This window comes from Deltaproteobacteria bacterium (assembly GCA_019309545.1).
Lineage (GTDB): Bacteria > Desulfobacterota > Desulfobaccia > Desulfobaccales > Desulfobaccaceae > Desulfobacca_B.
This window is the reverse complement of sequence record JAFDGA010000012.1, coordinates 61,175-86,274: the sequence shown is the minus strand read 5'-3', so window position 1 is coordinate 86,274 and position 25,100 is coordinate 61,175. Positions and strand designations below refer to the sequence as shown.

At 53.7% G+C, this 25,100-nt stretch carries 24 protein-coding genes; 10 read left to right on the top strand and 14 right to left on the bottom strand.

Annotation, left to right across the window (positions count from 1 at the left end):
* Positions 1-120 precede the first annotated feature (120 nt).
* The 10 genes from JRG72_05475 (at position 121) to JRG72_05430 (ending at position 8,647) form a co-directional block, all read left to right on the top strand.
* Positions 121-357: a DUF465 domain-containing protein gene (locus JRG72_05475; GenBank protein ID MBW2134670.1), complete on the top strand. Its 237-nt coding sequence runs from the start codon at positions 121-123 to the stop codon at positions 355-357.
* Positions 354-2,045: a biosynthetic-type acetolactate synthase large subunit gene (ilvB, locus tag JRG72_05470; GenBank protein MBW2134669.1), complete on the top strand. Its 1,692-nt coding sequence runs from the start codon at positions 354-356 to the stop codon at positions 2,043-2,045. Before JRG72_05475 ends, ilvB begins: the two co-directional genes overlap by 4 nt.
* Before the next feature lie 13 nt (positions 2,046-2,058).
* Positions 2,059-2,541, top strand: a complete 483-nt coding sequence (ilvN, locus tag JRG72_05465) for an acetolactate synthase small subunit (GenBank protein ID MBW2134668.1) — start codon at positions 2,059-2,061, stop codon at positions 2,539-2,541.
* An 87-nt stretch (positions 2,542-2,628) separates the two neighbouring features.
* Positions 2,629-3,621, top strand: a complete 993-nt coding sequence (ilvC, locus tag JRG72_05460; protein ID MBW2134667.1) for a ketol-acid reductoisomerase — start codon at positions 2,629-2,631, stop codon at positions 3,619-3,621.
* Between the two features lie 7 nt (positions 3,622-3,628).
* Complete coding sequence (locus JRG72_05455) at positions 3,629-4,273, top strand: phosphatidylserine decarboxylase family protein (protein ID MBW2134666.1); 645 nt, start codon at positions 3,629-3,631, stop codon at positions 4,271-4,273.
* Positions 4,270-5,058 (top strand): CDP-diacylglycerol--serine O-phosphatidyltransferase, encoded by a 789-nt coding sequence (gene pssA / locus JRG72_05450; protein ID MBW2134665.1) that lies wholly within the window; start codon positions 4,270-4,272, stop codon positions 5,056-5,058. The genes JRG72_05455 and pssA overlap by 4 nt, the downstream gene beginning before the upstream one ends.
* A 130-nt stretch (positions 5,059-5,188) precedes the next feature.
* Entirely contained in the window at positions 5,189-6,730 is a 1,542-nt protein-coding gene (locus JRG72_05445; GenBank protein ID MBW2134664.1) for a 2-isopropylmalate synthase, read from the top strand.
* Positions 6,731-6,814: 84 nt separating this feature from the next.
* Entirely contained in the window at positions 6,815-8,080 is a 1,266-nt protein-coding gene (gene leuC / locus JRG72_05440) for a 3-isopropylmalate dehydratase large subunit (protein MBW2134663.1), read from the top strand.
* A gap of 104 nt (positions 8,081-8,184) precedes the next feature.
* Positions 8,185-8,400: a hypothetical protein gene (locus JRG72_05435; GenBank protein MBW2134662.1), complete on the top strand. Its 216-nt coding sequence runs from the start codon at positions 8,185-8,187 to the stop codon at positions 8,398-8,400.
* 106 nt (positions 8,401-8,506) lie between these two features.
* Positions 8,507-8,647 (top strand): hypothetical protein, encoded by a 141-nt coding sequence (locus JRG72_05430; protein ID MBW2134661.1) that lies wholly within the window; start codon positions 8,507-8,509, stop codon positions 8,645-8,647.
* A 345-nt stretch (positions 8,648-8,992) separates the two neighbouring features.
* On the opposite strand, the gene JRG72_05425 is transcribed toward JRG72_05430, so the two are convergent.
* The 14 genes from JRG72_05425 to nuoF all read right to left on the bottom strand — a co-directional run bounded on the left by JRG72_05425 (position 8,993) and on the right by nuoF (position 24,999).
* Positions 8,993-10,354, bottom strand: coding sequence for a putative sulfate exporter family transporter (locus JRG72_05425; protein ID MBW2134660.1), 1,362 nt, complete (start codon positions 10,352-10,354; stop codon positions 8,993-8,995).
* A gap of 261 nt (positions 10,355-10,615) precedes the next feature.
* Positions 10,616-12,073 carry an NADH-quinone oxidoreductase subunit N gene (locus tag JRG72_05420; protein ID MBW2134659.1) on the bottom strand — a complete coding sequence of 486 codons (1,458 nt, stop codon included), beginning with the start codon at positions 12,071-12,073 and terminating at the stop codon, positions 10,616-10,618.
* Complete coding sequence (locus tag JRG72_05415) at positions 12,070-13,605, bottom strand: NADH-quinone oxidoreductase subunit M (GenBank protein MBW2134658.1); 1,536 nt, start codon at positions 13,603-13,605, stop codon at positions 12,070-12,072. The genes JRG72_05420 and JRG72_05415 overlap by 4 nt, the downstream gene beginning before the upstream one ends.
* Before the next feature lie 16 nt (positions 13,606-13,621).
* Positions 13,622-15,529 (bottom strand): NADH-quinone oxidoreductase subunit L, encoded by a 1,908-nt coding sequence (gene nuoL, locus JRG72_05410; protein MBW2134657.1) that lies wholly within the window; start codon positions 15,527-15,529, stop codon positions 13,622-13,624.
* Between the two features lie 10 nt (positions 15,530-15,539).
* Positions 15,540-15,839: an NADH-quinone oxidoreductase subunit NuoK gene (gene nuoK / locus JRG72_05405; GenBank protein MBW2134656.1), complete on the bottom strand. Its 300-nt coding sequence runs from the start codon at positions 15,837-15,839 to the stop codon at positions 15,540-15,542.
* 91 nt (positions 15,840-15,930) lie between these two features.
* Positions 15,931-16,425: an NADH-quinone oxidoreductase subunit J gene (locus JRG72_05400; protein ID MBW2134655.1), complete on the bottom strand. Its 495-nt coding sequence runs from the start codon at positions 16,423-16,425 to the stop codon at positions 15,931-15,933.
* A gap of 28 nt (positions 16,426-16,453) precedes the next feature.
* On the bottom strand, positions 16,454-16,858 hold the full coding sequence (locus tag JRG72_05395) for an NADH-quinone oxidoreductase subunit I (GenBank protein MBW2134654.1): 405 nt from the start codon (positions 16,856-16,858) through the stop codon (positions 16,454-16,456).
* A gap of 10 nt (positions 16,859-16,868) precedes the next feature.
* Positions 16,869-17,894: an NADH-quinone oxidoreductase subunit NuoH gene (gene nuoH / locus JRG72_05390; GenBank protein ID MBW2134653.1), complete on the bottom strand. Its 1,026-nt coding sequence runs from the start codon at positions 17,892-17,894 to the stop codon at positions 16,869-16,871.
* 4 nt (positions 17,895-17,898) lie between these two features.
* On the bottom strand, positions 17,899-20,544 hold the full coding sequence (locus tag JRG72_05385; GenBank protein MBW2134652.1) for a molybdopterin-dependent oxidoreductase: 2,646 nt from the start codon (positions 20,542-20,544) through the stop codon (positions 17,899-17,901).
* Positions 20,545-20,598: 54 nt separating this feature from the next.
* The gene (gene nuoD, locus JRG72_05380; protein MBW2134651.1) at positions 20,599-21,771 is read right to left on the bottom strand and encodes an NADH dehydrogenase (quinone) subunit D; all 1,173 of its coding nucleotides are present in this window, start codon (positions 21,769-21,771) and stop codon (positions 20,599-20,601) included.
* Between the two features lie 30 nt (positions 21,772-21,801).
* Positions 21,802-22,260, bottom strand: coding sequence for an NADH-quinone oxidoreductase subunit C (locus JRG72_05375; protein MBW2134650.1), 459 nt, complete (start codon positions 22,258-22,260; stop codon positions 21,802-21,804).
* Positions 22,257-22,772 carry an NADH-quinone oxidoreductase subunit B gene (locus JRG72_05370; protein MBW2134649.1) on the bottom strand — a complete coding sequence of 172 codons (516 nt, stop codon included), beginning with the start codon at positions 22,770-22,772 and terminating at the stop codon, positions 22,257-22,259. Before JRG72_05370 ends, JRG72_05375 begins: the two co-directional genes overlap by 4 nt.
* Positions 22,763-23,119 carry an NADH-quinone oxidoreductase subunit A gene (gene ndhC, locus JRG72_05365; protein ID MBW2134648.1) on the bottom strand — a complete coding sequence of 119 codons (357 nt, stop codon included), beginning with the start codon at positions 23,117-23,119 and terminating at the stop codon, positions 22,763-22,765. The genes JRG72_05370 and ndhC overlap by 10 nt, the downstream gene beginning before the upstream one ends.
* Positions 23,120-23,154: 35 nt before the next feature.
* Entirely contained in the window at positions 23,155-24,999 is a 1,845-nt protein-coding gene (nuoF, locus tag JRG72_05360) for an NADH-quinone oxidoreductase subunit NuoF (protein ID MBW2134647.1), read from the bottom strand.
* Between the last annotated feature and the right edge of the window lie 101 nt (positions 25,000-25,100).

Sequence of the window (25,100 nt, the reverse complement as noted above, 5' to 3'; positions counted from 1 at the left end):
CAGTGGCAGCAAGTTGTTAAAATTGAAGGGGGTTAAGGGACCGGTTGACAAACTTGGGAAAATAAAATAGCATTCATAAATCTGATAGATTTGGGATAGATGCGTGTGCAGGGGAGATCTATGGAAAAAAAGGATGAAGAACTAATTGCCCGATGGATTGATCAAGATCCTGAATTGAAACATTTGATGGGGGAACACCAGGAATTTGAACGGCAGTTAGAAGACCTTAACCGACGGTTTTATCTAACCCCCGAGGAAAGCATCGCCCGTAAAAGGATTCAAAAACTCAAACTGGCTGGCCGGGACCGTATTGAGCAACTCCTGGCAAAATATAGAGCAAAGGAAACAACGTCATGACTATGACCGGCGCTCAGATTCTCCTCAAGGCTTTAGAACGAGAGGGTGTCAAGCATATCTTTGGCTTCCCCGGCGGAGCGGTGATCGACCTCTATGACGAATTGAGTCGTTGCCCGCACATCAAGCATTATTTGGTTCGACATGAACAAGGGGCCATTCATGCGGCCGACGGTTATGCGCGGGCAGCCGCCACCGTCGGGGTCTGTTTGGTGACCTCTGGTCCAGGCGCCACCAACACCGTATCTGGGATCGCCTCGGCCTATATGGATTCGATTCCGGTAGTAGTCTTCACCGGCCAGGTCCCGACCGCCCTGATCGGCAACGATGCGTTTCAGGAAGTAGATATTGTGGGCATTACCAGACCCTGTACCAAACATAATTATCTGATTAAATCGGTGAACGATCTGGCCCGGATCGTCCATGAAGCTTTTCATATCGCCCGTTCCGGGCGTCCCGGGCCGGTGCTGGTGGATTTGCCCAAGGATGTGCTGGCCGGCCGGACCACCCCCAAGTTTCCCGAGACCATCAAGATTAAGAGTTATAATCCGACTTACCATGCCAATCCGCGCCAAGTTAAACGGGCTCTAGACCTGATCCTCAAGGCCCAGCGGCCGGTGATTTATGCCGGGGGTGGGGTCATCTCTTCGGGGGCCGCTGAGGAACTGACCAAATTGGCCGAATCCCTGCAGATTCCGGTGACCAACACCTTGATGGGATTGGGAGGATTCCCCGCCCCGCATGACCTGTGGCTGGGAATGCTGGGTATGCATGGCACTTATTATGCCAATATGGCCATTCACCACTGTGATGTGCTGATTGCCATCGGAGCCCGATTCGATGACCGGGTTACCGGTAAAATTGAAGAGTTTGCCCCGGAGGCGAAGATCATTCATATTGATATTGACCCCACTTCCATCAGTAAAAATGTGGTGGTGGACATTCCCATCGTTGGTGACTGCAAAAATGCTCTGGGTCAGCTCAATCAATTGATTGCGGCCCTGGAACCCCGGGACTGGGGAGCAGCACGTCAGCTCTGGTTAGACCAAATCGCCGTCTGGAAACGTGATCACCCCCTGACCTATGACCGCCACAGTGGCGAACTCAAGCCCCAGTTTGTGGTGGAAAAGCTCTATGAGTTGACCAAAGGGGAAGCGATTATCACCACTGAAGTGGGACAGAATCAGATGTGGGCGGCCCAGTTTTATCTCATGAAACGGCCCAACCGATGGATGAGTTCCGGTGGTTTGGGATGTATGGGCTATGGCTTTCCCGCGGCGTTGGGGGCCCAGGTGGCCTGCCCCAATGATCTGGTCATTGACATTGCCGGAGATGGCAGCATCCAGATGAACATTCAGGAAATGGCCACCGCAGTGGAATATGATCTGCCGGTGAAAGTAGCCATCCTCAATAATCAATATTTGGGCATGGTCCGCCAATGGCAACAGCTATTCTATAAAGGCGTTTATAGTCAGACTTCCTTACAGATAGCCCCCGATTTTGTAAAATTGGCCGAGGCTTATGGCGGTTTGGGGCTACGGGCGGAAAAACCGGAGGAAGTGGAGCCGGTGATCCTTGAGGCCATCAATACCCGTAAGCCGGTGCTGATCGATTTCCGGGTAGCTCCTGAAGAATGTGTCACTCCTATGGTCCCTGCCGGGGCACCAACGCACAAAATGATACTGGTTTAAAGAGGAGCAAATCATGCGGCATACTATCTCGGTGTGGGTGGATAACGAACCTGGAGTGCTCTCCCGGGTCACCAGTCTGTTCAGTGGCCGGGGCTTCAATATCGAAAGTCTGTGCGTGGCTGAAACCATTGAACCGGATGTCTCTCGGATTACCCTGGTAACTTCGGGAAATGAGCAGATCATCGAACAGATTATCAAGCAACTGCGGAAGTTGATCAATGTTATCCGGGTGGTGGACCTGACCAGAACCGAGCACGTCGAACGCGAAATGGCCTTGGTGAAAATTAAGGCCGAGGACCGTTCCCGGGCGGAAGTATTGCGGATTGCCGACATCTTTAGATGCCGGGTGGTGGATGTCAGCCCCCACTCTTATACATTGGAAATTACCGGCAATAACGAAAAGATCAGAGCAGTGTTGGATCTCTTGAAAAGCATTGGCATCCAGGAAGTAGTCCGGACTGGGACCTTGGCCATCCAGCGGAGTAAAAAAAGCTGATCGCTGCCCAGTCTGGATCAGGGATGGTTTTGGGCAACCCCAAGTTTATCGACGACGCGTTAATTGCTGTACTCGAAAGGATTGATAATGAAAATCTATTATGACCAAGATGCTGATCTGAAGGTTCTTCAAGGCAAGAAAATAGCTATCATCGGCTTCGGCTCCCAGGGGCATGCCCAGGCTCTCAACCTGCGGGACAGCGGCTTGGAGGTAGTGGTCTCCGAGATGCCCGGTACCTCGAACCATGATCTGGCGGTTCGATACGGCTTTACACCGGTGGCTGCAGCCGAAGCCGCTCAACAATCCCAGGTAGTACAGATTCTGACCCAGGATCATGTCCAGGCCCAGGTTTATGAACACGATCTTCGGCCCCACATGGGTCCGGGGAAAACTCTGCTATTTTCCCACGGTTTCAATATCCATTTCGGCCAGATCGTGCCCGATCCCCAGGTCGATGTGGTAATGATCGCCCCCAAAGGACCGGGGCATCTGGTGCGCAGTGAATATGAGAAGGGAGCTGGTGTGCCCTCCCTGGTGGCCATTCATCAGGATGCTTCCGGCCAGGCTCTCCAGACTGCCCTGGCCTATGCCAAAGGCATTGGGGCGACCCGCGCCGGGGTAATTGAAACTACCTTTAAAGAGGAGACCGAAACCGATCTGTTCGGAGAACAGGCCGTCCTCTGTGGCGGGGTGTCGGAGTTAGTCAAGGCCGGATTTGATACCTTGGTGGCGGCCGGTTATCAACCGGAAATTGCCTATTTTGAGTGTCTGCATGAACTGAAGTTGATCGTCGACCTGTTTTATCAGGGCGGCATCAGTTACATGCGCTATTCGGTCTCGGATACCGCGGAATTCGGGGATTATACCCGCGGCAAGCGCCTCATCAACGAAGAAACCCGGCAGGAAATGCGCCGCATACTGTCGGAGATACAGAACGGCTCCTTTGCCCGGGAATGGATTTTGGAGAACCAGGCGCGGCGGCCGCTGTTCAATGCCTTAAGAAAACAGGAAGCCGAACATCCCCTCGAGGAGGTCGGTAAAAAACTGCGGGCCATGATGAGTTGGCTGCAGAAGACTTGAATTGACTATGAAGGCACCTTCGGGCCCGATTGCCCATCCGGGTTTCCTGTTTATCGGTGGCGGCGTAGCGATGCTACTGGTAGGTCTCTGGAGCGGGAGTCGGTTGATAACCTTGGTGGGGCTGGGGATGATGGGCTTTTTTACCTACTTTTTCCGAGATCCGGAACGCCCCATTACCTCCGAACCCGCTGCCATTGTCTCCCCCGCGGATGGCCGGATAATTTTTCTGGGTCAGGCCCAGGAAGACCAATTTCTCCACCAGCCCATGCAAAGGGTAAGTATTTTCATGAATCTGTTTGACGTTCATGTCAATCGAGCTCCGATTGCGGCTCAGGTCAAGGCCATGGCTTATCGGCCAGGTCAGTTTGTGCCAGCCAACCACCCGGAGTCTTCCCAGGTCAACGAGCAACAGAGCCTATGGCTGGAGACCGAGTCGGGACAGCACCTGGTCATGGTCCAGATTGCCGGCGTGCTGGCCCGCCGCATCATTACTTATGTGCGTGAGCACAAGCAGGTGCAGAAAGGCGAGCGGGTGGGACTGATCTGTTTCGGGTCCCGGGTTGATCTCTATTTGCCTGAGGAGTGGACGCTCAGCGTCAAGCTCGGCGACCGGGTTAAGGCGGGAAGCAGTATTTTAGGGAGGTTGTCATGAAAAAGCGCCGTAAAAAAAACAAGGGCCGCAATAAATTTCGGGGAATCTACATCCTCCCTAACCTGCTCACCACGGCCAGCCTGTTCAGTGGCTTTTATGCCATCATCGCCGCCATTAATGGTCGTTTTGAAGCCGCGGCGCTGGCCATCTTGGTCTCGCTGGTTCTGGATGGCCTGGATGGCCGGGTGGCCCGCATGACCAAAAGCGCCTCTAATTTTGGCTTGCAATACGATTCGCTTGCCGATCTGGTGGCCTTTGGGGTGGCTCCGGGGCTGCTGGTCTATCTCTGGGCCTTGCAACCCTACGGGCGTTTCGGCTGGGTGGCGGCCTTTCTGTTTGTGGTGTGTGGAGCCTTGCGTCTGGCCCGGTTCAATGTTCAGATCGGCAGCATCGACCCCCGCTATTTCAACGGCCTGCCGATCCCGGCGGCGGCGACCATGGTGGCCACCACCATCCTGTTTTATTATCATATCGGCGAATGGGCCCCAAACCGGCATATTCCCATTCTGATAATGATTTATATTTTATCATTTCTTATGGTTAGTAATATCAAATTCTATAGTTTTAAAAAGTTTGAACTGTTTAAACGCAAACCCTTTCATGTGTTGGTAGCGGCGATTCTTATATTCATTGTGGTCGCTACCGAGCCTTTCTTTATGGGTTTCTTGCTGATGACCAGCTATGTAATCTCCGGGCCGATCTGCACCCTGCTCCTCCTGGAGAGGAGGAGCACCCAAAAACGAGATGAATCAGAGGCCCTGGAAGTAAAGACCTCGGAGACTTAGTGACACGGACCGCAATCACCTCTTAATACTCAGATATTATCATCCGAGGTTCAGATTTAACCCCTGCCCCTCGGGGCCCTGTGACTATAGATCTTGAACAGGCCCCCTATCGGGTTTAAGGAGCTTATACATGGCTGAGAAAATTGTTATATTTGATACCACTCTGCGCGACGGGGAGCAGTCTCCCGGCGCCAGCCTCAATATTGACGAAAAACTGCAGATCGCCCGGCAACTGGCCCTCCTTAAGGTGGATGTCATTGAGGCCGGTTTTCCTTATGCCTCTCGGGGAGATCGGGAAGCAGTCCGCCAGGTGGCCCGGGAAATTCGGGGCCCGCAAATCGCGGGCCTGGCGCGGGCCATGGTCGGTGATTTAGACGCAGCCTGGGAAGCGGTCAAGGAAGCGGAAAATCCACGTATCCATACCTTTATCTCTACTTCCGACATTCATCTGAAATACCAGATGCGTAAGACCCGAGAGGAGGTATTGGAGGCCGCGGTGGCCGCGGTCCGCTACGCCAAACGGTATACCCCCAATGTGGAATTTTCCGCCATGGACGCGGCCCGCAGTGATCTGGCCTATGTGGCCCAGGTCTTTACCGCGGTGATCGACGCCGGCGCTACTACGGTCAATTTTCCGGATACTGTGGGTTATGCCATTCCCCACGAATTCGGGGCCAAAATCAAGTACCTGATGGAAAACATCCCCAATATTGATCGGGCCGTGCTCAGTGTTCATTGCCACAATGACCTGGGACTGGCGGTGGCCAACTCGCTGGCGGCAATCATGAACGGGGCGCGGCAGGTGGAGTGTACCATCAATGGCATCGGTGAACGGGCCGGCAATACCTCCCTGGAAGAGGTGGTCATGGCCTTGGCAACCCGCAGGGACCTATTTGATTATTATACTGATATCGCTACCCAGCACATTTATCCCACTAGTCGACTGGTCAGCAAACTGACCGGGATGATTGTGCAGCCTAACAAGGCGATTGTCGGGGCCAATGCCTTTGCCCACGAATCCGGCATCCACCAGGACGCGGTGTTGAAGGAAGCCAGCACCTTTGAGATCATGACGCCCACTGCTATCGGCATCAAGAAGAGCACCCTGCCGCTGGGCAAACTTTCCGGTCGCCACGCCCTGAAAGAGAAGTTGATAGAAATGGGCTATAATCTTTCCGACGAACTCTTGTCACAGGTCTTTGCCCGCTTCAAGGATCTGGCCGATCGCAAGAAAACCGTATTCGACGAAGACCTGGAAAGCCTGGTGGAGATCGAGGTCTTGCGCAAGTCAGTGCCGGATCACTACAAACTCCAGGAATTGGTGGTGCTCACAGGCACCATGGCCAAACCCTCGGCTACGGTGAAAATGGAAGTTGGGGATGAAATCCAGCGTTACTCGGCCTTCGGAGATGGCCCGATCGACGCTACCTTTAAGGCCATTACCCATATTACCAAATCAAAATGCCGGCTCCTCAAATTTTCGGTGAATTCGATCACCGGCGGCACCGACGCCCTGGGGGAAATTACCGTGCGCCTGGAAGAGGACGGCATCACAGTTACCGGCCACGGGGTGGACCCGGACATTGTCACGGCCAGTGCGCGGGCATTCATTAATGGACTGAACCGTCTGTTTTACTTGAAAAATATGGCTGCCAAGCCAGGGTCGGAGTAAACCGGGCTGATCTGTTGAGCCTCCGGGCAAAACCCTTTACCCCGGCTTTACTCCTGAATCATTCTGATTGACTGAGAACAAGATATGACCCCTCCGATGACCATTACCGAAAAGATTCTGGCGGCTCACGCTGATCAGGAATATGTTGCACCCGGACAGTTGATCGAGGCCCGGGTGGATATCGCCCTGGGCAATGATATTACTGCCCCCATCGCCATCAAGGCCTTTCGCCAGGCCGGGGCCCGAAAAGTTTTCGACCCCGAACGAGTAGTACTGGTCTCGGATCATTTTGCCCCCCATAAAGACATTGCCTCCGCCACCCAGTGTCAGATTCTGCGCCAGTTTGCCAAGGAGCAGCAATTGGTCCATTTCTACGAAGGCGGCGATATGGGCATTGAGCATGCCCTCCTCCCCGAGAAAGGCATCGTCGGCCCCGGAGACCTGGTCATCGGTGCGGACAGCCATACCTGTACCTATGGCGGCCTGGGGGCCTTTGCCACCGGCATCGGCTCCACTGATCTGGCCGCCACCATGATCACCGGCGACTGCTGGTTCAAGGTACCGGAGACCATGCTGTTTATCTATACCGGCCAGTTGCCCCGCTGGGTGGGAGGCAAGGACCTGATTCTTTATACCATCGGCGACATCGGGGTGGACGGTGCCCTGTACCGGGCCATGGAGTTCGCGGGCGACACCATCGACACTCTGCCCATGAGCGACCGCCTGACCATGTGCAACATGGCCATCGAGGCCGGAGCCAAAAACGGCATCATTGCCCCTGATGAGATTACCCGGCAGTATGTCACCGAGCGGGCCTTGCGGCCCTTTTCCTTTTATACCACTGACCCGGGGGCCAACTATGCCTTTGTCCGGGAGTATGACATCAGTACTCTGGAACCCCAGGTGGCCTTCCCCCATCTGCCCGAAAATACCCGACCGCTGTCCCAGGTAGGCCGGGTATCCATCGACCAGGCAGTCATTGGCTCCTGCACCAACGGCCGTCTGGAGGATTTGCGGCTGGCGGCCCAAGTGCTCAACGGCCATCGGGCCGCCCCTGGCGTCCGTCTGATCATCATCCCGGCCACCCCCTGGATCTACCGCCAGGCCCTGAAGGAAGGTCTGTTTGACATCTTTTTAGAGGCTGGGGCGATAATCAGCCCCCCCACCTGCGGGCCGTGCCTGGGGGGGCACATGGGCATCCTGGCCGCCGGGGAGACCGCCATCGCCACCACCAACCGTAACTTCGTCGGCCGCATGGGGCATCCTGAATCCCAGGTCTATCTGGCCAACCCGGCGATAACCGCAGCCTCGGCGGTGGCCGGGTGCATCGTCGGGCCTGACGACTTGTAACGGTTAACCATAAGATATTGATTTTAGCAGCATATAATACGGAGTACCCCAATAATCGCTGATTTAAATTTTATCTTGCTCCTTCCCATCAAGGAGGTAAAATTATGATCAGGAGGTCCAATCCTTTCTGGCCAGCCCTGTTCTTGCTCGCGTTTATCACTGGGGCTTGCTCCGGGATTCTGGCCGAGGAGCAACGCAGCGACGGCAATATCGAACGGATCAAAGTCGGCTCCGGAGGTTATTCCTGGAAAAGTTGGGATCGTAATCCTCAGAAAAAGGATGACGGTGCCATCATGATCAAAAAAGAGTCCACTTTTTAACCAGTTATCAACCTGAGCTCCGGCTTGTTAGAGCCTGTCTAGGGCACCCAGACCCGTCGCAGAACCCGGGTTCTATCAAGCATAAGGCAGGATAAGGAAGGTGCTGATGGACATTAATGACTATCAGGAAATATTAGCGGATCTTTTCCAACGCGCCGTGCGCTTGCGGAGCCTAACCGCAGATGACGTAACCTCCGAAGAACTTGATACTGAACTGCCTGAACTCCCCGACCAGGAAGAAGCCTGACCAGGAATCACTTTAGCTATTTTTATATGATTGGCCACCCAGGGATGGGCCGATCGATTTCGGGCATCAGACGCCGGGTTTCGTGCAAGGCCACCACGATGCGCTGATAATGGTTGATACCGATTACCTTTCAAATGAGTAATTTTATCCTTTATCCCCTCTCCCCCGCTGGCGGGGGAGAGGGCGAGAGGGCATTTTAGCTCTTTGATCGTAACTTGGTATAGTCGGTATGACAGATTTCTGTCGCCAGGTTTTGGAACAGAAAGGGGCAGGTATGAAACCCACCCCTAAAAATTTTCCAGGCCGGATCACGGCCCCTTGCAAGAAGGCAATTATTCTCCGGGCTTAATACATATACTCCATGACCCTCATCCAGTAGCCCTTGAAGACTACGGCGGACAGAAAATAGCCCAGGGGCACATTGATGGCCACTCCGATGGTGAAGGCCCACAGCGGCGCCCAGCCGAACTGGGTCAGTTCCTTAAAGCGGGTGGTATAGCCGATGCTCAGAAAGCAGAACAGGAAGGTCCAGGTGCGCAGGGTTTTGACCGGCTTGACTACCAAGGGCTTGATGGAGTTGGAATAAAGCTCAGGGCCGTAGGAGAGGCCGACGATAAACATGATCAACGAAGCGATGAAAAAGCCGATGACAAATTTGGGAAAGCGTTGCCAGATTTCGCCGACCCCGACCTGGGTGGCGCTGGCGGACCGTTTCTCCCAAAACACCACCGAGATGATGGCCAGCATCAGCGACCAGATGCCGATGAAGATATCCCGGCCGATAACCTTCATCATGGTAAAGGAGCGGATGGCTGCTTCGTGGCCGATGGCCACCGCAGCGGCAAAACCGGCGGCGTCAGCGAACTCGGAAGTGCCGATCCAGGCCCCGGCTACCCCGGGATGCAGTTCAAAGGCCCGGCAGAGAATGGGCAGAATGTAAATCATCACCAAGGCCCACAAGGCCACCAGGGAGATGCCCACCGACATATAATCCTTATGGGCCCGCACCGCCCCGCCCACGGCAATGGTGGCCGAAACGCCGCAGACCGAGGCTCCGGCCCCCAGACAGGCCCCGAAATGGGGTTCCAGCCTGAAAAGGCGGGTGGCAGCCAGATAGGTGGCCACAAAGGTGGTCACCGCCACCATGGTGGCCTGTAAAATGGCGATACCGCCAGTGTAGATAATCAAAGTAAACGGTAAGGTCGCTCCTAACAAGATGATGCCGGTCTTGATGTAATATTCCACCCGAAAGGCGGACTCCATCCAGCGGGGGAATAGACCCAAGTTGCCAAAAATCAGCCCTACCGCCAGGGCTACCAGCGGAGACTCCAGATTGTTATCCTTGAAAAATTTGGAGCTGGAGACCAAAAAGATGATCAGACACATGATATAAAGCAGGGTAAAACCCTTGACGTAATCAATGATGTCCACCTTCATGATGCCGCAACTCATGGTGAAGATGGTCAGCCAGAGAATAAAGTTAATGGTGTACCAGGGCCATTGGGCCGCGAAGTGTTGCCCCAACTCCACAATTGAAGTCCACTTTCCCGGTGGCGATACCGCGGCTAGCTTGATACTGGCCCCGCCCCAATAAAACAGCAGGGCGATCAGTATTAGGCCTAAGGCTAAATAAATGGCCCAGTAATCTTCTTTGAGAAGCCAGATTGGGAGTTCCCGTTCAACCCCTTGCTCATTTTCTGTCGTCATTGATCTACCCCCCTAAGCCAGGTTTATTTCCATTTTTCTAATATCTAGAGACCTATTTTGGTTATTAACCATCTTTTATCTAAGCCCCGGTAAAGTTTTTTGTCAAGTATATCTGTCCAGGTCATATTTCCTAACCAAGCTTTAATAATTTAAGGCAGAAAAAAAGGCCCTGAAGTTATCCTTCAAGGCCTTGATTATTACTCCGCAGAGAGGAGATAAAGTTTAATTTCTCCTCAGCTCGATTTCTCTCCCTTTTAGTACCTACAGACCCACAAATATCTTGACGCTGTTCAGGGCCAGATGATAGAGGGGGCCCGGGAAAATGCCGACAGCCAGAACCCCGGCGGCGGTCACCAGAACTGCTGAAGAAATAGCCGGCGTCATGGTGATCGGACCCAGATCTGCTTCGGCCGGACGCATGTACATCAACACGGTGATGCGCAGGTAGTAAAAGACCGAAATCAGGCTGTTCATGACGCCGATGATTGCCAGCCAGATATAGCCCGCTTCCACCGCGGCAGAAAAGACATAGAATTTCCCCACAAATCCGGCTGTGGGGGGAATACCGGCCAGGGCAAACATGAAGACGCTCATGGCCGCGGCCAGGGCCGGGTGCTGAAATCCCAGGCCACAATAATCATAGATATTTAGATAATTATCTTTCTTGCGAGCCACCAGGATGACAATGGCAAAGGCCCCCAAGTTCATCAGGGTGTAGGCCACCAGATAGTACAGGAAGCTAATGGCCCCCAACTGGTTGGCGGCCACCAAGGCCACCAAGAGGTAGCCGGCATGCGCAATGGAGGAATAAGCCAGCATGCGCTTAATGTTGGTCTGGGCAATAGCCACCACATTTCCCAGGGTCATGGTGGCAACGGCAAAGACCCACATCAGCATATTCCATTCCATCTTGATCTCAGGGAAGACTAGGAAAAAGATGCGCACAAAGGCGGCAAAGGCCGCAGCTTTGGTCCCTACCGACATAAAGGCGGTGACCGAGGTCGGCGCCCCTTCATAGACATCCGGCGTCCACATGTGAAAGGGCACTGAGGACACTTTAAAGCCGAAGCCGACGATCAGCAGCCCCATGCCAAACAGGAGCAAGGGATTGGTGCCCACCCCAGCTTTGATGGCCTGGGCCAGATCATCCAGAAACAGGCTACCGGTAACCCCATAGAGCATGGCCATGCCAAACAGTAAGAAAGCCGAGGAGAAAGCGCCTAAAATAAGGTATTTGATCGCCGCTTCATTGGATTTTAGATCTTCTCGGAACAGTCCGGCCAGGATGTAGATGGCAATGGAGAGAATTTCCAAACCCAGGAAAATCAGGATCAGGTGCCCGCCAGCGGCCATGAGCATCATACCAATGGTAGCAAAGATTAACAGCGTATAATACTCTTCAACATTGCGATTATAATCCTCTAAATATTTAACGGAGATCAAAATGGTCAGGGACGTGCCCAGGATAAAAATAAAGTAAAAGAAGAAGGCAAAATTATCGACGTAGAGCATGCGGGCGAAATCAGTGCCACTGCGGTTCCAGAGCATCCAGGTCTGCGCCGCGGCGATGGCCAGGCCGACCAGCGCCAGGTAGGGGAAATAAGCTTTTTTGCCTTTGGGGGACAGTGCGTCCACCAACAGGAGCAGCAGCCCGGCCACGGTTAAGGTCAGCAGCGGCCCAATATTGCTTAAGGTAATGCTGGGAATGCTGATGGTCATCTTAGGTCCCCCTTAATCACATCAACTAATGCCACTTTTGGTGCTTTGGCCCTTTCCATCTGGGCCACAAAATTTTCCGTCGAGGCCTTGGTTTTATCCAGGAAGGTATTGGGGTAAACGCCGATCCAGACGATGAATACTAACAGTGGGGTCAGATAGGCAATTTCCCGCAGCGACAGGTCAGGAAGATTTCGGTTTTTCTCGTTGGTGACTACTCCGAACATTACCCGCTGGAACATCCACAGCATATAACAGGCGGCGAAAATCACCCCGGAGGCCCCCAAGATGGCGTAAATTTTATTAACTTTAAACGCTCCCAACAGTATCAGGAACTCACCCACGAAGCCATTGAGGCCCGGCAGGCCTATGGACGACAAGGCGACAATCATGAAAATGGCCGCATAGACCGGCATGGGAGTGGAAAGGCCGCCGAATTCGGCAATCAGCCGGGTGTGACGACGTTCGTAGATTATGCCGACGATCAAGAACAGGGCCCCGGTAGAAAGACCGTGGTTAATCATCTGAATGATGCCGCCTTGAACCCCGGCCATATTGTAGGTAAACAATCCCAGCATGACAAACCCCAAATGGCTCACCGAAGAAAAGGCGATCAGCCGTTTGAGATCCAGTTGCATCATACACACCAGGGCCCCGTAAATGATCCCGATAATGGCCAACACACTGAACAGCGGTACAAAGTACCAGGCCGCTTCCGGGAATAAGGGCATGTTGAAGCGCAGGAACCCGTAAGTCCCCATTTTCAGCAGAACCGCGGCCAGCATCACGCTGCCGACGGTGGGGGCTTCGGTATGGGCATCCGGTAACCAGGTATGGAAGGGGAACATCGGCACTTTAATGGCAAAGGCCAAGGCAAAGGCGAGAAACATCCAGAACTGCATCTGGAAGGGAACCTGCAGGCCGTAGATTTTGAGCAGATCAAAGGTATAAACCCCGGTGACCTTGTGGTGGTAGAAATAGAGCACCAGGATGGCCACTAACATCAGCAGGCTGCCGAACATGGTGAACAGAAAGAACTTGACCGCGGCATAGATGCGGCGGGCCGGCGCGCCCCAGACCCCGATCAAGAGATACATGGGGATCAGCATGACTTCCCAGAAAATATAGAACAGGAACAGATCCAGGGCGCAGAAAACGCCGATCATTCCGGTTTCCAGGAAGAGCAGGCAGATCATGAATTCCTTGACCTTGTCCTGAATATCCTGCCAGCAGGCCATAACGCAGATGGGGGTCAGAAAGGTAGTCAGTAAGACCAACAGGAGGGAAATCCCATCAATGCCTATATAATAACTGATGCCGTAACTGGGGAACCAGCTATATTTTTCGACGAACTGCATGGCTGCAGTATCAGAATTGAACTGGAACCACAGAGGCAAGGAGAAGATAAACTCGAGCACTGCCACCACCAGGGTGGTCCATTTAATCACCCACTGGTTTTCCCGACTCAGCATGGTGATCAGCACCACCCCCAGCATGGGGAAGAAGATCAGGATAGATAAAATCGGCAAGTTCATCAGTCAGCTCCTTCTCCTAGCGCCCGAGATAATAACCGGCGATGATAAACACTCCGATCAGAATGGCGAGGGCATAGTTCTGCACATAGCCGGTTTCAAGTTTGCGGATATGGTAACTCAGCCATTCGATGACCCCGGCGCTGCCATTGACCGCCCCATCTACCACCTGGTCATCCACTCCCTTCCAGAGAAAGTCGGACCCGACTTTGATGGGATTGACCACGGTGGCATCGTAGAGTTCATCGACATAATATTTATGATAGATCAGATCATAGAGCAAAGGCACTTTTTCGGTGACCACCTGGGGCAATTCCGGCCGCTTGATATACATTCGATAGGCAGTATTAATGCCCAACAGCGCGATGACGACGCTGACCACCATCATGGTCACTTCAAAGCTGATGGGATAGTGAATTTCCGGCCGGTGCACATGGGCGATGGCCGGGACCAGAAATTCATGAAAGACATTCGCCCCCTCAATTATGGGAATGCCGACAAACCCACCGATGGTCGACAATACCGCCAAGGCCATGAGGGGCAAGGTCATCACCGGTGGTGACTCATGGACATGATGCAAGACTTCGGGATCAACCCGGCTTTCCCCGTGGAAGGTTAAAAAGATCAGCCGGAACATGTAAAAAGCGGTCATAAAGGCCGCAGAGGCGGCAATCAACCAGTAGAGAATATGCCCGTCCACCAATGACTTATAAAGAATTTCGTCCTTGCTGAAAAAGCCGGCGAAGGGGAAGATCCCGGCAATGGCCAAGGTGGCGATAATAAAGGTCCAGTAAGTAATGGGCAGGTGCTTTTTAAGATCGCCCATTTTGCGCATATCCTGTTCACCGCTCAGGGCATGGATGACGCTGCCGGAACCCAGAAAGAGCAGGGCCTTAAAGAAGGCATGGGTCATGAGATGGAAAATACCGGCGGCAAAGGCTCCCACCCCACAGGCTAGGAACATATAGCCTAACTGACTGACCGTGGAATAAGCCAACACCCGCTTGATATCATTCTGGGCCATACCAATAGACGCCGAGTAAATCGCGGTAATGGCCCCCACCAGGGCGACTACCGTCAGGGACACGGGAGCCAGGACATAAAGGGCGCTGCACCGGGCCACCATATAAACGCCCGCGGTTACCATGGTGGCGGCGTGGATCAAGGCGCTGACCGGCGTCGGGCCTTCCATGGCGTCCGGCAACCAGACGTAAAGCGGCAATTGAGCGGATTTGCCGGTTGCGCCGACAAATAGCAGCAAGGTGATGGCGGTAATAACCAAGCTCCCGACTTCGTAATGAGAACTGGCCAGGGAAAAGACTTCACGGAAATTAATAGTATTAAAAGTCCAGAAAATCAGGAAGATGCCTAACAGGAAGCCGAAATCCCCGATGCGGTTGACTACAAAGGCCTTCTTGCCGGCATCGCTGGCCGATTGTTTTTCGTACCAGTAGCCGATCAGCAGATAGGAGCATAAACCAACGCCTTCCCAGCCCACGAACATTAGCAAAAAGTTGTTGGCGGACACCAGGATCAGCATGGCAAAAACAAACAGGTTGAGGAAAGCAAAGTATCGGGGGTAGCCCTCATCATCATGCATGTAGCCTACCGAATAGATGTGGATGATGAAGCTCACCCCGGAAACTACCAGCATCATAACCAAGGACAGCGGATCGACTAAAAAGGCCGCCAGGGCATTGAAGTTGCCGGAGCTGATCCAATCATAAACTACGACTTCGACAGGCTTGGCGTCGGCGGGAAGATTCACATATTCTCGGAAGATTAAAATGACAATCAGAAAGGAAATGCCGATCACCGAGCAGCCGACCAGACTGACGAGCCATTTGGGAACTCGCCTCCCCAGCAAGCCATTAAACAGGAAACCCAGGATCGGCACCAAAGGCACCAGCCAGACATATTGAATCATGGCCTGCTCCTTACCACTTCATGAGATTAAGTTCATCGACGTATACGGTGGCTTTATTGCGGAAGATGGCGACAATCAGCGCCAGTCCGACTGCCACCTCAGCGGCCGCCACCGTCATCACAAAAAAGACAAACATCTGTCCATCGACGGCCTGGTAGTAATCGGCAAAACCGATCAGGGACAGATTAACGGCGTTGAGCATCATTTCAATGCACATGAAGATGATGATGGCATTGCGCCGGATCAGGACCCCAATAACTCCGATGGCAAACAGGGCACTACTCAGAGCAATGTAGTAAATCAAGGGCACTACCATATCTGTTATTCTCCCCTCAGTTCTAGTGAACCGGTTTTTCCCAGGGGTTGAGGCAAGATCTGAGGTCCTGCCCCGTTAACTCAATCTAATCTCTGGCTCGGGCCAGAATAACCGCCCCGATTAAAGCCACTAATAACAATACCGAGGTCACTTCAAAGGGCAGTAAATAATCGGTAAACAAAGAACTAGCTACCGATTCGGTACTACCGTATCCCGGCACCATCTCTTTCCCGGGGACCAGTTTAATCCGGGTAAAGGTATAAATTACCAAGAGGGCCGTGGCCCCGGCCAAGGCCGCGCCGCTGATCTTCTGGGCCAGGTGCTGTTTTTCTCCGCCTTCCTCTGGATGACGCAGATTTAGCAACATGATCACGAACAGGAACAGCACCATGATCGCCCCAGCGTAAACGATCACCTGGATGGCCGCGATAAATTCGGCATGGGCCAACAGATAGAGCCCGGCGACGGTAAAGAAGTTGAGAATCAGGTATAAGGCACTGTGCACCGGATTGACCTGGATGACTACCAGAACCCCCGATACCAGGGCCACCGCGGCCAGGATAAAAAATATTATTTCCATGCTCTAAACTCCTTGACCCCGAAAGAATTTATGCCTGGGCCTTCAGCTTCTCCATGTCATAGATCAATACCCGTTTATCGTACTGGGCCAACTCATATTTATTATTCAAGGCAATGGCCGCCTTGGGGCAGGCTTCCTGACAGAAGCCGCAAAAGATGCAACGGGTCAGATCAATAACAAATTCAACCGGATACTTTTCGTGATTCGGACCTTCGGCTGGAGTAATTTTGATGATCGCACGGGACGGACAGACCGTCATGCATAAGGTACAGGCCACACACTTGAGACGGCCGTCCTCGTCCACCTGCAACTCCGGGTGGCCACGAAATCTAGGGTAGACCTGGCGCTTCTCCTCCGGATATTGCAGAGTAATCGGCTTGGAGACGCAATGCTTAAAAGTGGTGACTAAGCCTTTGATTAAGGGATAAATCATGGTTCTACCTCTATACATACATCATGATGACGCCGGTTAAGAGGATATTGAGTAACGCCAGGGGGATCAGGATCTTCCAGCCAAAGTACATCAATTGGTCGAACCGGAACCGGGGATAGGTCCCTCGAACCCAGATGAATAAGAAAATCAAGGCAAAGGTTTTAATTAAGAACCAAACAATGGGGGGCAAAAAGGGTCCCTGCCAGCCGCCCAGGAAAAGAGTTACCGCCAGGGCGCTGGCGATAATCATATGGCCATATTCACCCAGCATCAACAGCCCCCACTTCATGGAGCTGTACTCGGTCTGATACCCGGCAACCAACTCATTTTCACACTCGATCAGGTCAAAGGGGGTCCGGGCGCATTCCGCGAAAGCCGCGCATAGGTACAATAGGAAACCCAGGGGTTGATAGGCGATGAACCACATATTCTTCTGGGCTTCGACAATGGTTACCAGGCTTAGGCTGCCAGCCACCATCAGCACTCCGATCACTGACAATCCCAGGGCCACTTCGTAGCTGACCATCTGAGCACAGAGCCGCAACCCGCCCAACAGAGAGTACTTATTATTGGAAGCCCAACCACCGATCACCGCCCCATAAACCGCCAATGAAGAGATGGCAAAGATATACAGGATGCCAATGTTGATATCGGCAATAACTCCTCGGTTGAGCGCGGCCACGGTCAGATCCACCTGATAGCCATAGATGGTTAGGCTGTCGGGGAGGATACGGTCGGCAAACGGTATGGCCGCAAAGGGCAGGAAAGCGGTAATGGCGACAATTATCGGAGCCAGTTCAAAGAGCACCTTATTGGCGTGCGGCGGGGTATATTCTTCTTTGAACAAAAGCTTGATCAGGTCAGCCAGAGGCTGGAGCAATCCCCAGGGTCCCACCCGGTTAGGACCATAGCGCAACTGGATAAAACCCAGGACCTTGCGCTCCATCAATACCACATAGGCAATGGTGGTAAGAAAAACCACCAACACCAGGGTAATCTTAACTACCATCAAGCCAACGAGCACCGGCAGGTTCATCTCTTTAACCCTTCTGAAGCTGTACGCGGCAAAGGTTAGAATTAGAAGTCAGGAGATTGGCCGGCGTATCACCAAAGTGATCTGCCAAAAACACCACTCCCCGGGGCAACTCCACCGTCACGGCAATGGGCACGGTAATTTCACCCTGAGTGGAAATAACTCTGACCGAATCGCCCTCTGCCACTTTCAGGGCCTTGGCATCGGCCGGATTGATTTTTAAAGTTGCGCCCGGCATAATCGTCTGGGGGCCTTGGGCATGGGTGGTATAGGAGCCGGAGTGCGCCAGAGTCTTGCCCACCATCAACGTATACTTGCCTTCTCCGGGAATGCTGATTGCGGTCGAGAAGGGCACGAAATTTCCGCTTAGAGAGGCTCTGATCTTTTTGTGCGGCCAACGATGGCCATTTTTAATTCCGGCCCAGATCGGCAACAGTTGGGCCATCTCCGCAAATATCGCTTGCGGACTACCATAATTCATGGGATATCCCAGGCGACGGCTCATTTCCTCGATGATCTCCCAGTCCGGCCGTCCCCCCTCAGGCGATAGGGCTGGCTGCAGGCAGCCCAGACGACCGTCGGTACTGGTGTAGGTACCATCGAGTTCGGCATGGATCGCCACTGGCAATACCACATCCGCCAGCCGGGCGGTGTCGGTCAGAAAGGCGTCCTGGACTACCATAAATCTGACTTTTTGCAGCAGTTTCTCAGTGCGCGCCGAATTGGGAAGCAACCGCACCAGATCACCCCCCAGCAGATATAAAGCTCTAGGGGCATCGGGTTCGTTGTCCTCCAACTTGTTCAGCATCTCCGCCAGGTTTATCCCTGGCTGGGCCGGCACCGGCCTTTCCCAGAGTTTAGCAAACGGTCCACCGCTCTCTTCCAGCGACTGGTAACCTGGTAAATAATTCGGCAAAACCCCGACATCGCAGACGCCATGGGTGTTATTCTTCTCAGCGATCGGATAGAGGCCGCTCCCCTTATTGCAGGGCTGCCCAATTAGCAGGAATAGATCGGCCACCGCGGTAGCGTTTTCCTGCCCCTGTTCCTGGGCCAGCAGATCATGGCCGAAGATAATCGCCGGAGCCTGGGCCTGAGCCAGCATTTTACCGGCCTGCCGCAAATCGGCATCCTTTACTCCGGCCTGTTTGGCTACCTTGGCAAGGGAGGTTTTAAGCAGGTTCTTTTTAAAGTCTTCGAATTCTTCGGCCTCCAGATGAGGAGTATAACCGGGTTGTGCTTCCAGGACCGCTTCCATTAAGCCCATCAGCAGCAACCGTTCACTTCCCGGGTGGTAGCGCAGATTCAGGTGAGCAAAGCGGTCAAATTTGGTCTTACGGGGATTGGCAACCAGCAGGCGGAAGTTCTCATTTTTTAACGCATCCATTATGCGCCAGCCATAAGTCGGCATCTCGGGAGTAACGTCGGCCCCGATCACCAAAATCACATCGGCATGGTTGAGATGGTGAGTGTTGCCTAAGACAAAGGGGAAGCCGCTCCCACTGGCCTCCTCCTGAATTTTCCAGGGGCTTTGATAAACTTTTATTTTGCCGGATTCCAGCTCGAGCCCAGAAAGCTTGGGTTCGCCAAAGACCGCAGCGATCCCGGCCAGTGCCCGGGCGAAATTATAACGGGCCGGACTGTCTAGATTATTGTGGCCCAGGCCAACCCGGAAAAATTTCTGGAACAGATAATTGGCCTCATTGGTAGCCCGGGGCGAGCCGATGCCGTAAACTGCCGTCGGCCCCGCACTATCGATAACTTCCTTCAGTCCCCGGGCAGCAAAATTCAGGGCTTCCTCCCAACCAGCTTCCACCAGTTGTCCGTCCCGTTTGATCATGGGAGTGCGTAGACGATCCGGGGCCTCCACTACAGTGAACCCAAAGCGGCCCCGCCCACACAGCAGCAGCGAACCTTCGCTGCGCACCCGATGCACATGGCCGTCCTTGGTTTGCACTTCATAGTTACAGCCGCCGCCGCAATAGGGGCAAATGGTCTGAGTCTTGGTCAACTCCCAGGACCGGGCGCTGTATTTAAATAATTTATTGATCAAGGCCCCCACCGGGCAGATATCAATGCAGGTACCGCAAAATTCACATTCCAGGGGAACATGCCCGCAGCCCAGTTCGGTGAAATAACCCCGACTTTCAAAATTGATGGCGCTGGCCCCGACCCGATCCCGGCAGACCCGCACACAACGCCCGCAGGTAACACAGCGGGTGGAATAACGTTCGATCAGGGGCGATTCATAATCAATATGCGGCGGTAACTTTAAGGCCTCATAATCAACTAGGTCAATGCCCAATTCATGGGTCAGGTCCTGAAGGAGACACTCACCGCCCTTGTCGCACCAGGGGCAGTCCAGGGGATGGTTGACCAGGATAAATTTCACCAGTTCCCGCCGCAGTTCCAACAGGCGCTCGGACTGGGTGATCACCTCCATACCCTCGGCCACTTGCGTGGTACAGGCCGGTTGCGGCCGCGGCGGCCCGGGTTTGACCTCAACCACACAGATCCGGCACGACCCGATCGGTTTAATGGCCGGATGGTAGCAGAGATGCGGGATATGGATGCCGTTCTCTAAGGCAGCCTCCAGGACCGTCTTACCTTTTTTCACCTGCAGGGCTTTACCATCGATCGTCAGGTTGATCATCTTCTATTCCTAACTGTAAGGCCGCTAGTTAAATATCCAATCTCTTAAACATCATCACCGATCCACATCGGCCAGGACGATATCCATGGTGCCGATGAGGGCGATTAAATCTGCCAACAGCCGGCCCTGAGCCAGCTTCCCCAGAGCCGCCAGATTAACAAAGGAGGGCGCCCGGATTTTCACCCGCAGCGGATGAACGCTACCATCGCTGACAATATAAAATCCTAACTCCCCTTTGGGAGCCTCAATGGCCTGATAAACCTCCCCGACCGGGGGCTTGATCCCTTCTTCGATGATCAGGAAATGATTGATCAAGGCCTCGATGTTGTTGTACACCCGCTCCTTGGGCGGCAGGGCGATTCGGGGGTCAGCAACATTTATATCGCCGGCGGGCAGATTTTCCAATACCTGGCGGATAATCCGGTTGCTTTGGCGCATTTCCTCCATACGGACCAAGTAGCGGTCATAGGTATCACCATTTTTCCCCAAGGGGACGACAAAATCAAAATCTTCGTAACTGGAATAGGGATTATCGCGGCGCAGATCCCAATCCACTCCCGAGCCGCGGGCCATAGGGCCGGACCAGCCCCAATCCAGCACCTCATCCGGGGTCATCACCCCCACCCCTTTGGTCCGGGCAATCCAGATGCGATTATAGGTTAACAGATTTTCATAATCCTCGATTTTCTTGGGAAAGGTCTCCACAAACTCCCAGACCTTATCGGTAAAACCTTCCGGCAAGTCCGCCGCCAGCCCGCCGATGCGAAAATAACAGGGAAACAGCCGTCCGCCCCAAACCATTTCGAACAGGTCCATCAGCTTTTCCCGTTCACGGAAGGCGTAGAATAACGGGGTCATGGCTCCCAGGTCATGACCGTGGGTACCCAGCCAGAACAGATGGCTGGAAATCCGGGTCATCTCGGCGATCATCACCCGGATATATTGGGTCCGCTTGGGGACCTCGACACCCAGGAGTTTTTCTACCGCTAGCACAAAACCCAAATTGTTGGCCGAGCCCGCCAGATAATCAATCCGGTCGGTCAAGGGCAGACACTGATGATAAGTCCGGAACTCGCACATCTTTTCGATACCGCGGTGCAAGTAGCCGATATCCGGGTCGGCCTTGACAATAAGCTCGCCATCGAGCTCCAGCACCACCCGCAACACCCCGTGAGTGCTGGGATGCTGGGGACCCAGATTGAGGACCATGGTTTCGGTCTGAGGCATAGTTTGCGCGCCATTCATGGTTTCGACTTCCTATAGACCCCGCACAGGGATTTCTTTACGTAGGGGAAAATATCCTTCGCATTCCGGCGGCGTTAAAATCCGCCGTAAATCCGGGTGACCACGGAACTGGATGCCCATCAGGTCATAACACTCCCGCTCGTGCCAGTTGGCGGTCGACCAGACCGGCACCACCGAGTGGATGCTGGGGTAGGCATCATCCTCCAGGAAGGCCTTCAGGGCCACCCGATTTTTGTAGCGGTGGGAATAGAGATGATAGACCACCGCAAACCGCGGGCTGGCCGGCAGGTAATCTACCGCCGACACCGAAGATAGATAGCGGAAGGAGGTTGCCCGGTCGTCCCGCAACAGGGTGCAAATGTCAACCACCTTCTCCGGCTTGATGATGATCGTGGTGTCACCCCGGAATTCGCTGATTTCCACGATTTCGTCAGGGAACTGGGCCTGGAGTTTTTCTACCGCCGCGCTCATGCCGCCTCCTGCCTGGCTTGCACTCTTTCGCGATATTGCTTGGTTAAGAAGGGATCCTGAAGAATCTTTTCGTGCAATTTCAGGATGCCATACAGTAAACCCTCGGGGCGGGGCGGACAGCCGGGCACATACACATCAACCGGTAAATATAAATCAATGCCCTGGACCACCGCGTAGCTATCAAAGATGCCCCCCGAGGAGGCACAGGCCCCCATGGCAATCACCCATTTGGGTTCAGTCATCTGCTCATAGATGCGCACCACCGCCGGCACCATTTTTTTGGTAACTGTTCCGGCGACAATCATTAAATCGGCCTGGCGGGGCGAAGCCCGAAAGGCCTCCATGCCGAACCGGGCAATATCCCAGCGATTGGCGGCAGTGACAATCATTTCGATGGCACAACAGGCCAGACCAAAAGTACAGGGCCAGAGGGAACTCTTCCGCCCCCAGTCCACTAACTTCTCCAGAGTTGTAGTCAGGACATTATTTCCTAAATGCTCTTCTATTCCCATTCCAAGGCCCCCTTACCCCAAACATAGGCCAACCCCACCACCAGGATGAGGATAAAAATTCCCATCTCGATCAGGCCAAATAACCCCAGAGGTTTAAATATCACCCCCCAGGGATACAGGAAGATCGCTTCAATATCGAACACCAAAAAAAACATGGTGATGACATAGAATCTGACCGCGTAACGGTGGCGGGCATCGCTGATCGGCACCATGCCGCACTCATAAGGAAGATCTTTGACTGGCGTATGGGTTTTCTTCCCTATAGTTTCGGAGAGAGCGACAATCAATACCGCCAATCCGATTGAGATGATCAGATAAACCAGGATTGGTAAGTAACTGATGAGCATTTTTGGGTGCTCCTTTGGTCCGCCGGTCTTCCTAATTATTTCTTGATCTTACAGACCCCGGCCGGGCAGTGGCCCGCAAGATGGGCCAGGTATTCGTCGCGGAAACGTTCAATGGTGGTTTTGATAAAAAAGATCGGGCTCATGGCCAAGGCGCAGTTGGCGGTATCGGCCATCACCTGGGCCACATTAATCATTTTGTCCAGATCCGCTTCCTGGCCCCGGCCGCTGGCAATCTTGCAAATCAGATCGTAGAGGATACGCGTCCCCCGGCGACAGGGCAGGCAGAATCCGCAGGACTCATGCTGGAAAAATTTTAAGATACAGCGTACCACATCAACAATACAGGTATTCTCATCCATGACCAGCATGGTCCCCGACCCCAAGGCACCGCCGGCTTTGGCCAAGGCCGCATATTCCATGGGGGTATCAAGCTGGTCTTCGGTGAGGAAGCCGAAGGAGGTGCCGCCGGTCTGGCAGGCTTTGAACTTTTTGCCTTCCCGGACCCCATCGCCATATTTTTCAATCAACTCCCGCAGAGGCATGCCGAGATTGGCCTCCACCACCGCCGGACGATTGATATGCCCCACCACCTGGAAGATCTTGGTGCCGGCCGAGTCCTCGGTGCCTTTCTTTTTATACCATTCGCCGCCGTGCAAGATAATGGAGGGCACGCTGGACAAGGTCTCGACGTTGTTGACGATGGTCGGCTTGCCCCAGACGCCCACTACCCCGGGAAACGGCGGCTTCACCCGGGGATTGCCTCTCTTGCCCTCGATCGATTCGATCAGCGCAGTTTCTTCGCCGCACACATAGGCCCCGCCGCCGGTCTGGACTTCAATAGTAAAATTGAAGTCGGTGCCGAAAATATTTTTGCCCAGATAACCCTGCGCGGTGGCCTGATCAATGGCGTTTTGCAGCCGCAACATGGACAGATAATATTCACCCCGGACATAGATGTAGCCGTGCGACGCCCCTACCGCATAACCGGCGATGGCCATGCCCTCCAGCACCCGGTGGGGGTCGCCTTCCATGATGTAACGGTCTTTAATAGTGCCGGGCTCGCCTTCATCAGCATTACAGACAATGTATTTCGGGGTATTGGGGTTGGGCAGGGTAAAGGACCACTTCAGCCCGGCCGGGAAGCCAGCGCCGCCGCGGCCCCTCAGACCCGAAGCCTTGGCCTCATTGACCACCTCTTCCGGAGACATGCTGGTCACCGCCTTTTTCAGGGCCTCATAACCACCCCGCTCCAGATAGTCCTCGATTTTCATGGGATCGATCTGGTCGACGTTCTGGAACAGGATCAATTCATCGGGACCGGACGGGTAGGCACTCAAAGGATTGGTGGTGCGGGGCAAGGTCCGGTAATCCACGGTTTTCCCGGCCCGGTAATCCGCAATGATCTGCTTCACCCGGTCCGCGGTCAGATTGCCGAACACCACCTCATTGATCTGCATGGCCGGGGCCACTTCGCATACCCCCAGACAGGCGGTCAGCTCCAGAGTAAACAGGCCATCCTCAGTGGTTTGCCCCACCTTAATGCCCAATTCCGTCTTTAAGGTGTCCAGGATATTGTCGGCCCCATTGATGTGGCAGGGCGGTGATTCGCACATCCGGATGATATATTTACCCCGGGGCGAAGTAGAATACATGGAGTAAAAGCTCAGCACCCCATAAAGATAGCCGTAAGGGATCTCCAGCTCCTGGGCCACTAACTGCAAGGCTTCCAGAGGCAGCCAGTTGTTACAGATGTCCTGCACGGCATGCAAGATGGGCAGTAGTTTGCCTCGCACCTGCTTCAGTTTGGTGCAAACTTCGATTATGCTATTCACCTGCTCGGGGGTCAATTCGGCGCTTACCGGCCTTTTCAAATCCACCATCTTAGCTAGCCTCAACCAGAGGAATGGTTATATAAAGAAAAAATCCACAATCTCTTCAGCGGATCAACCATGTTTACCCAAGACAGGTAGTTTTTACGATC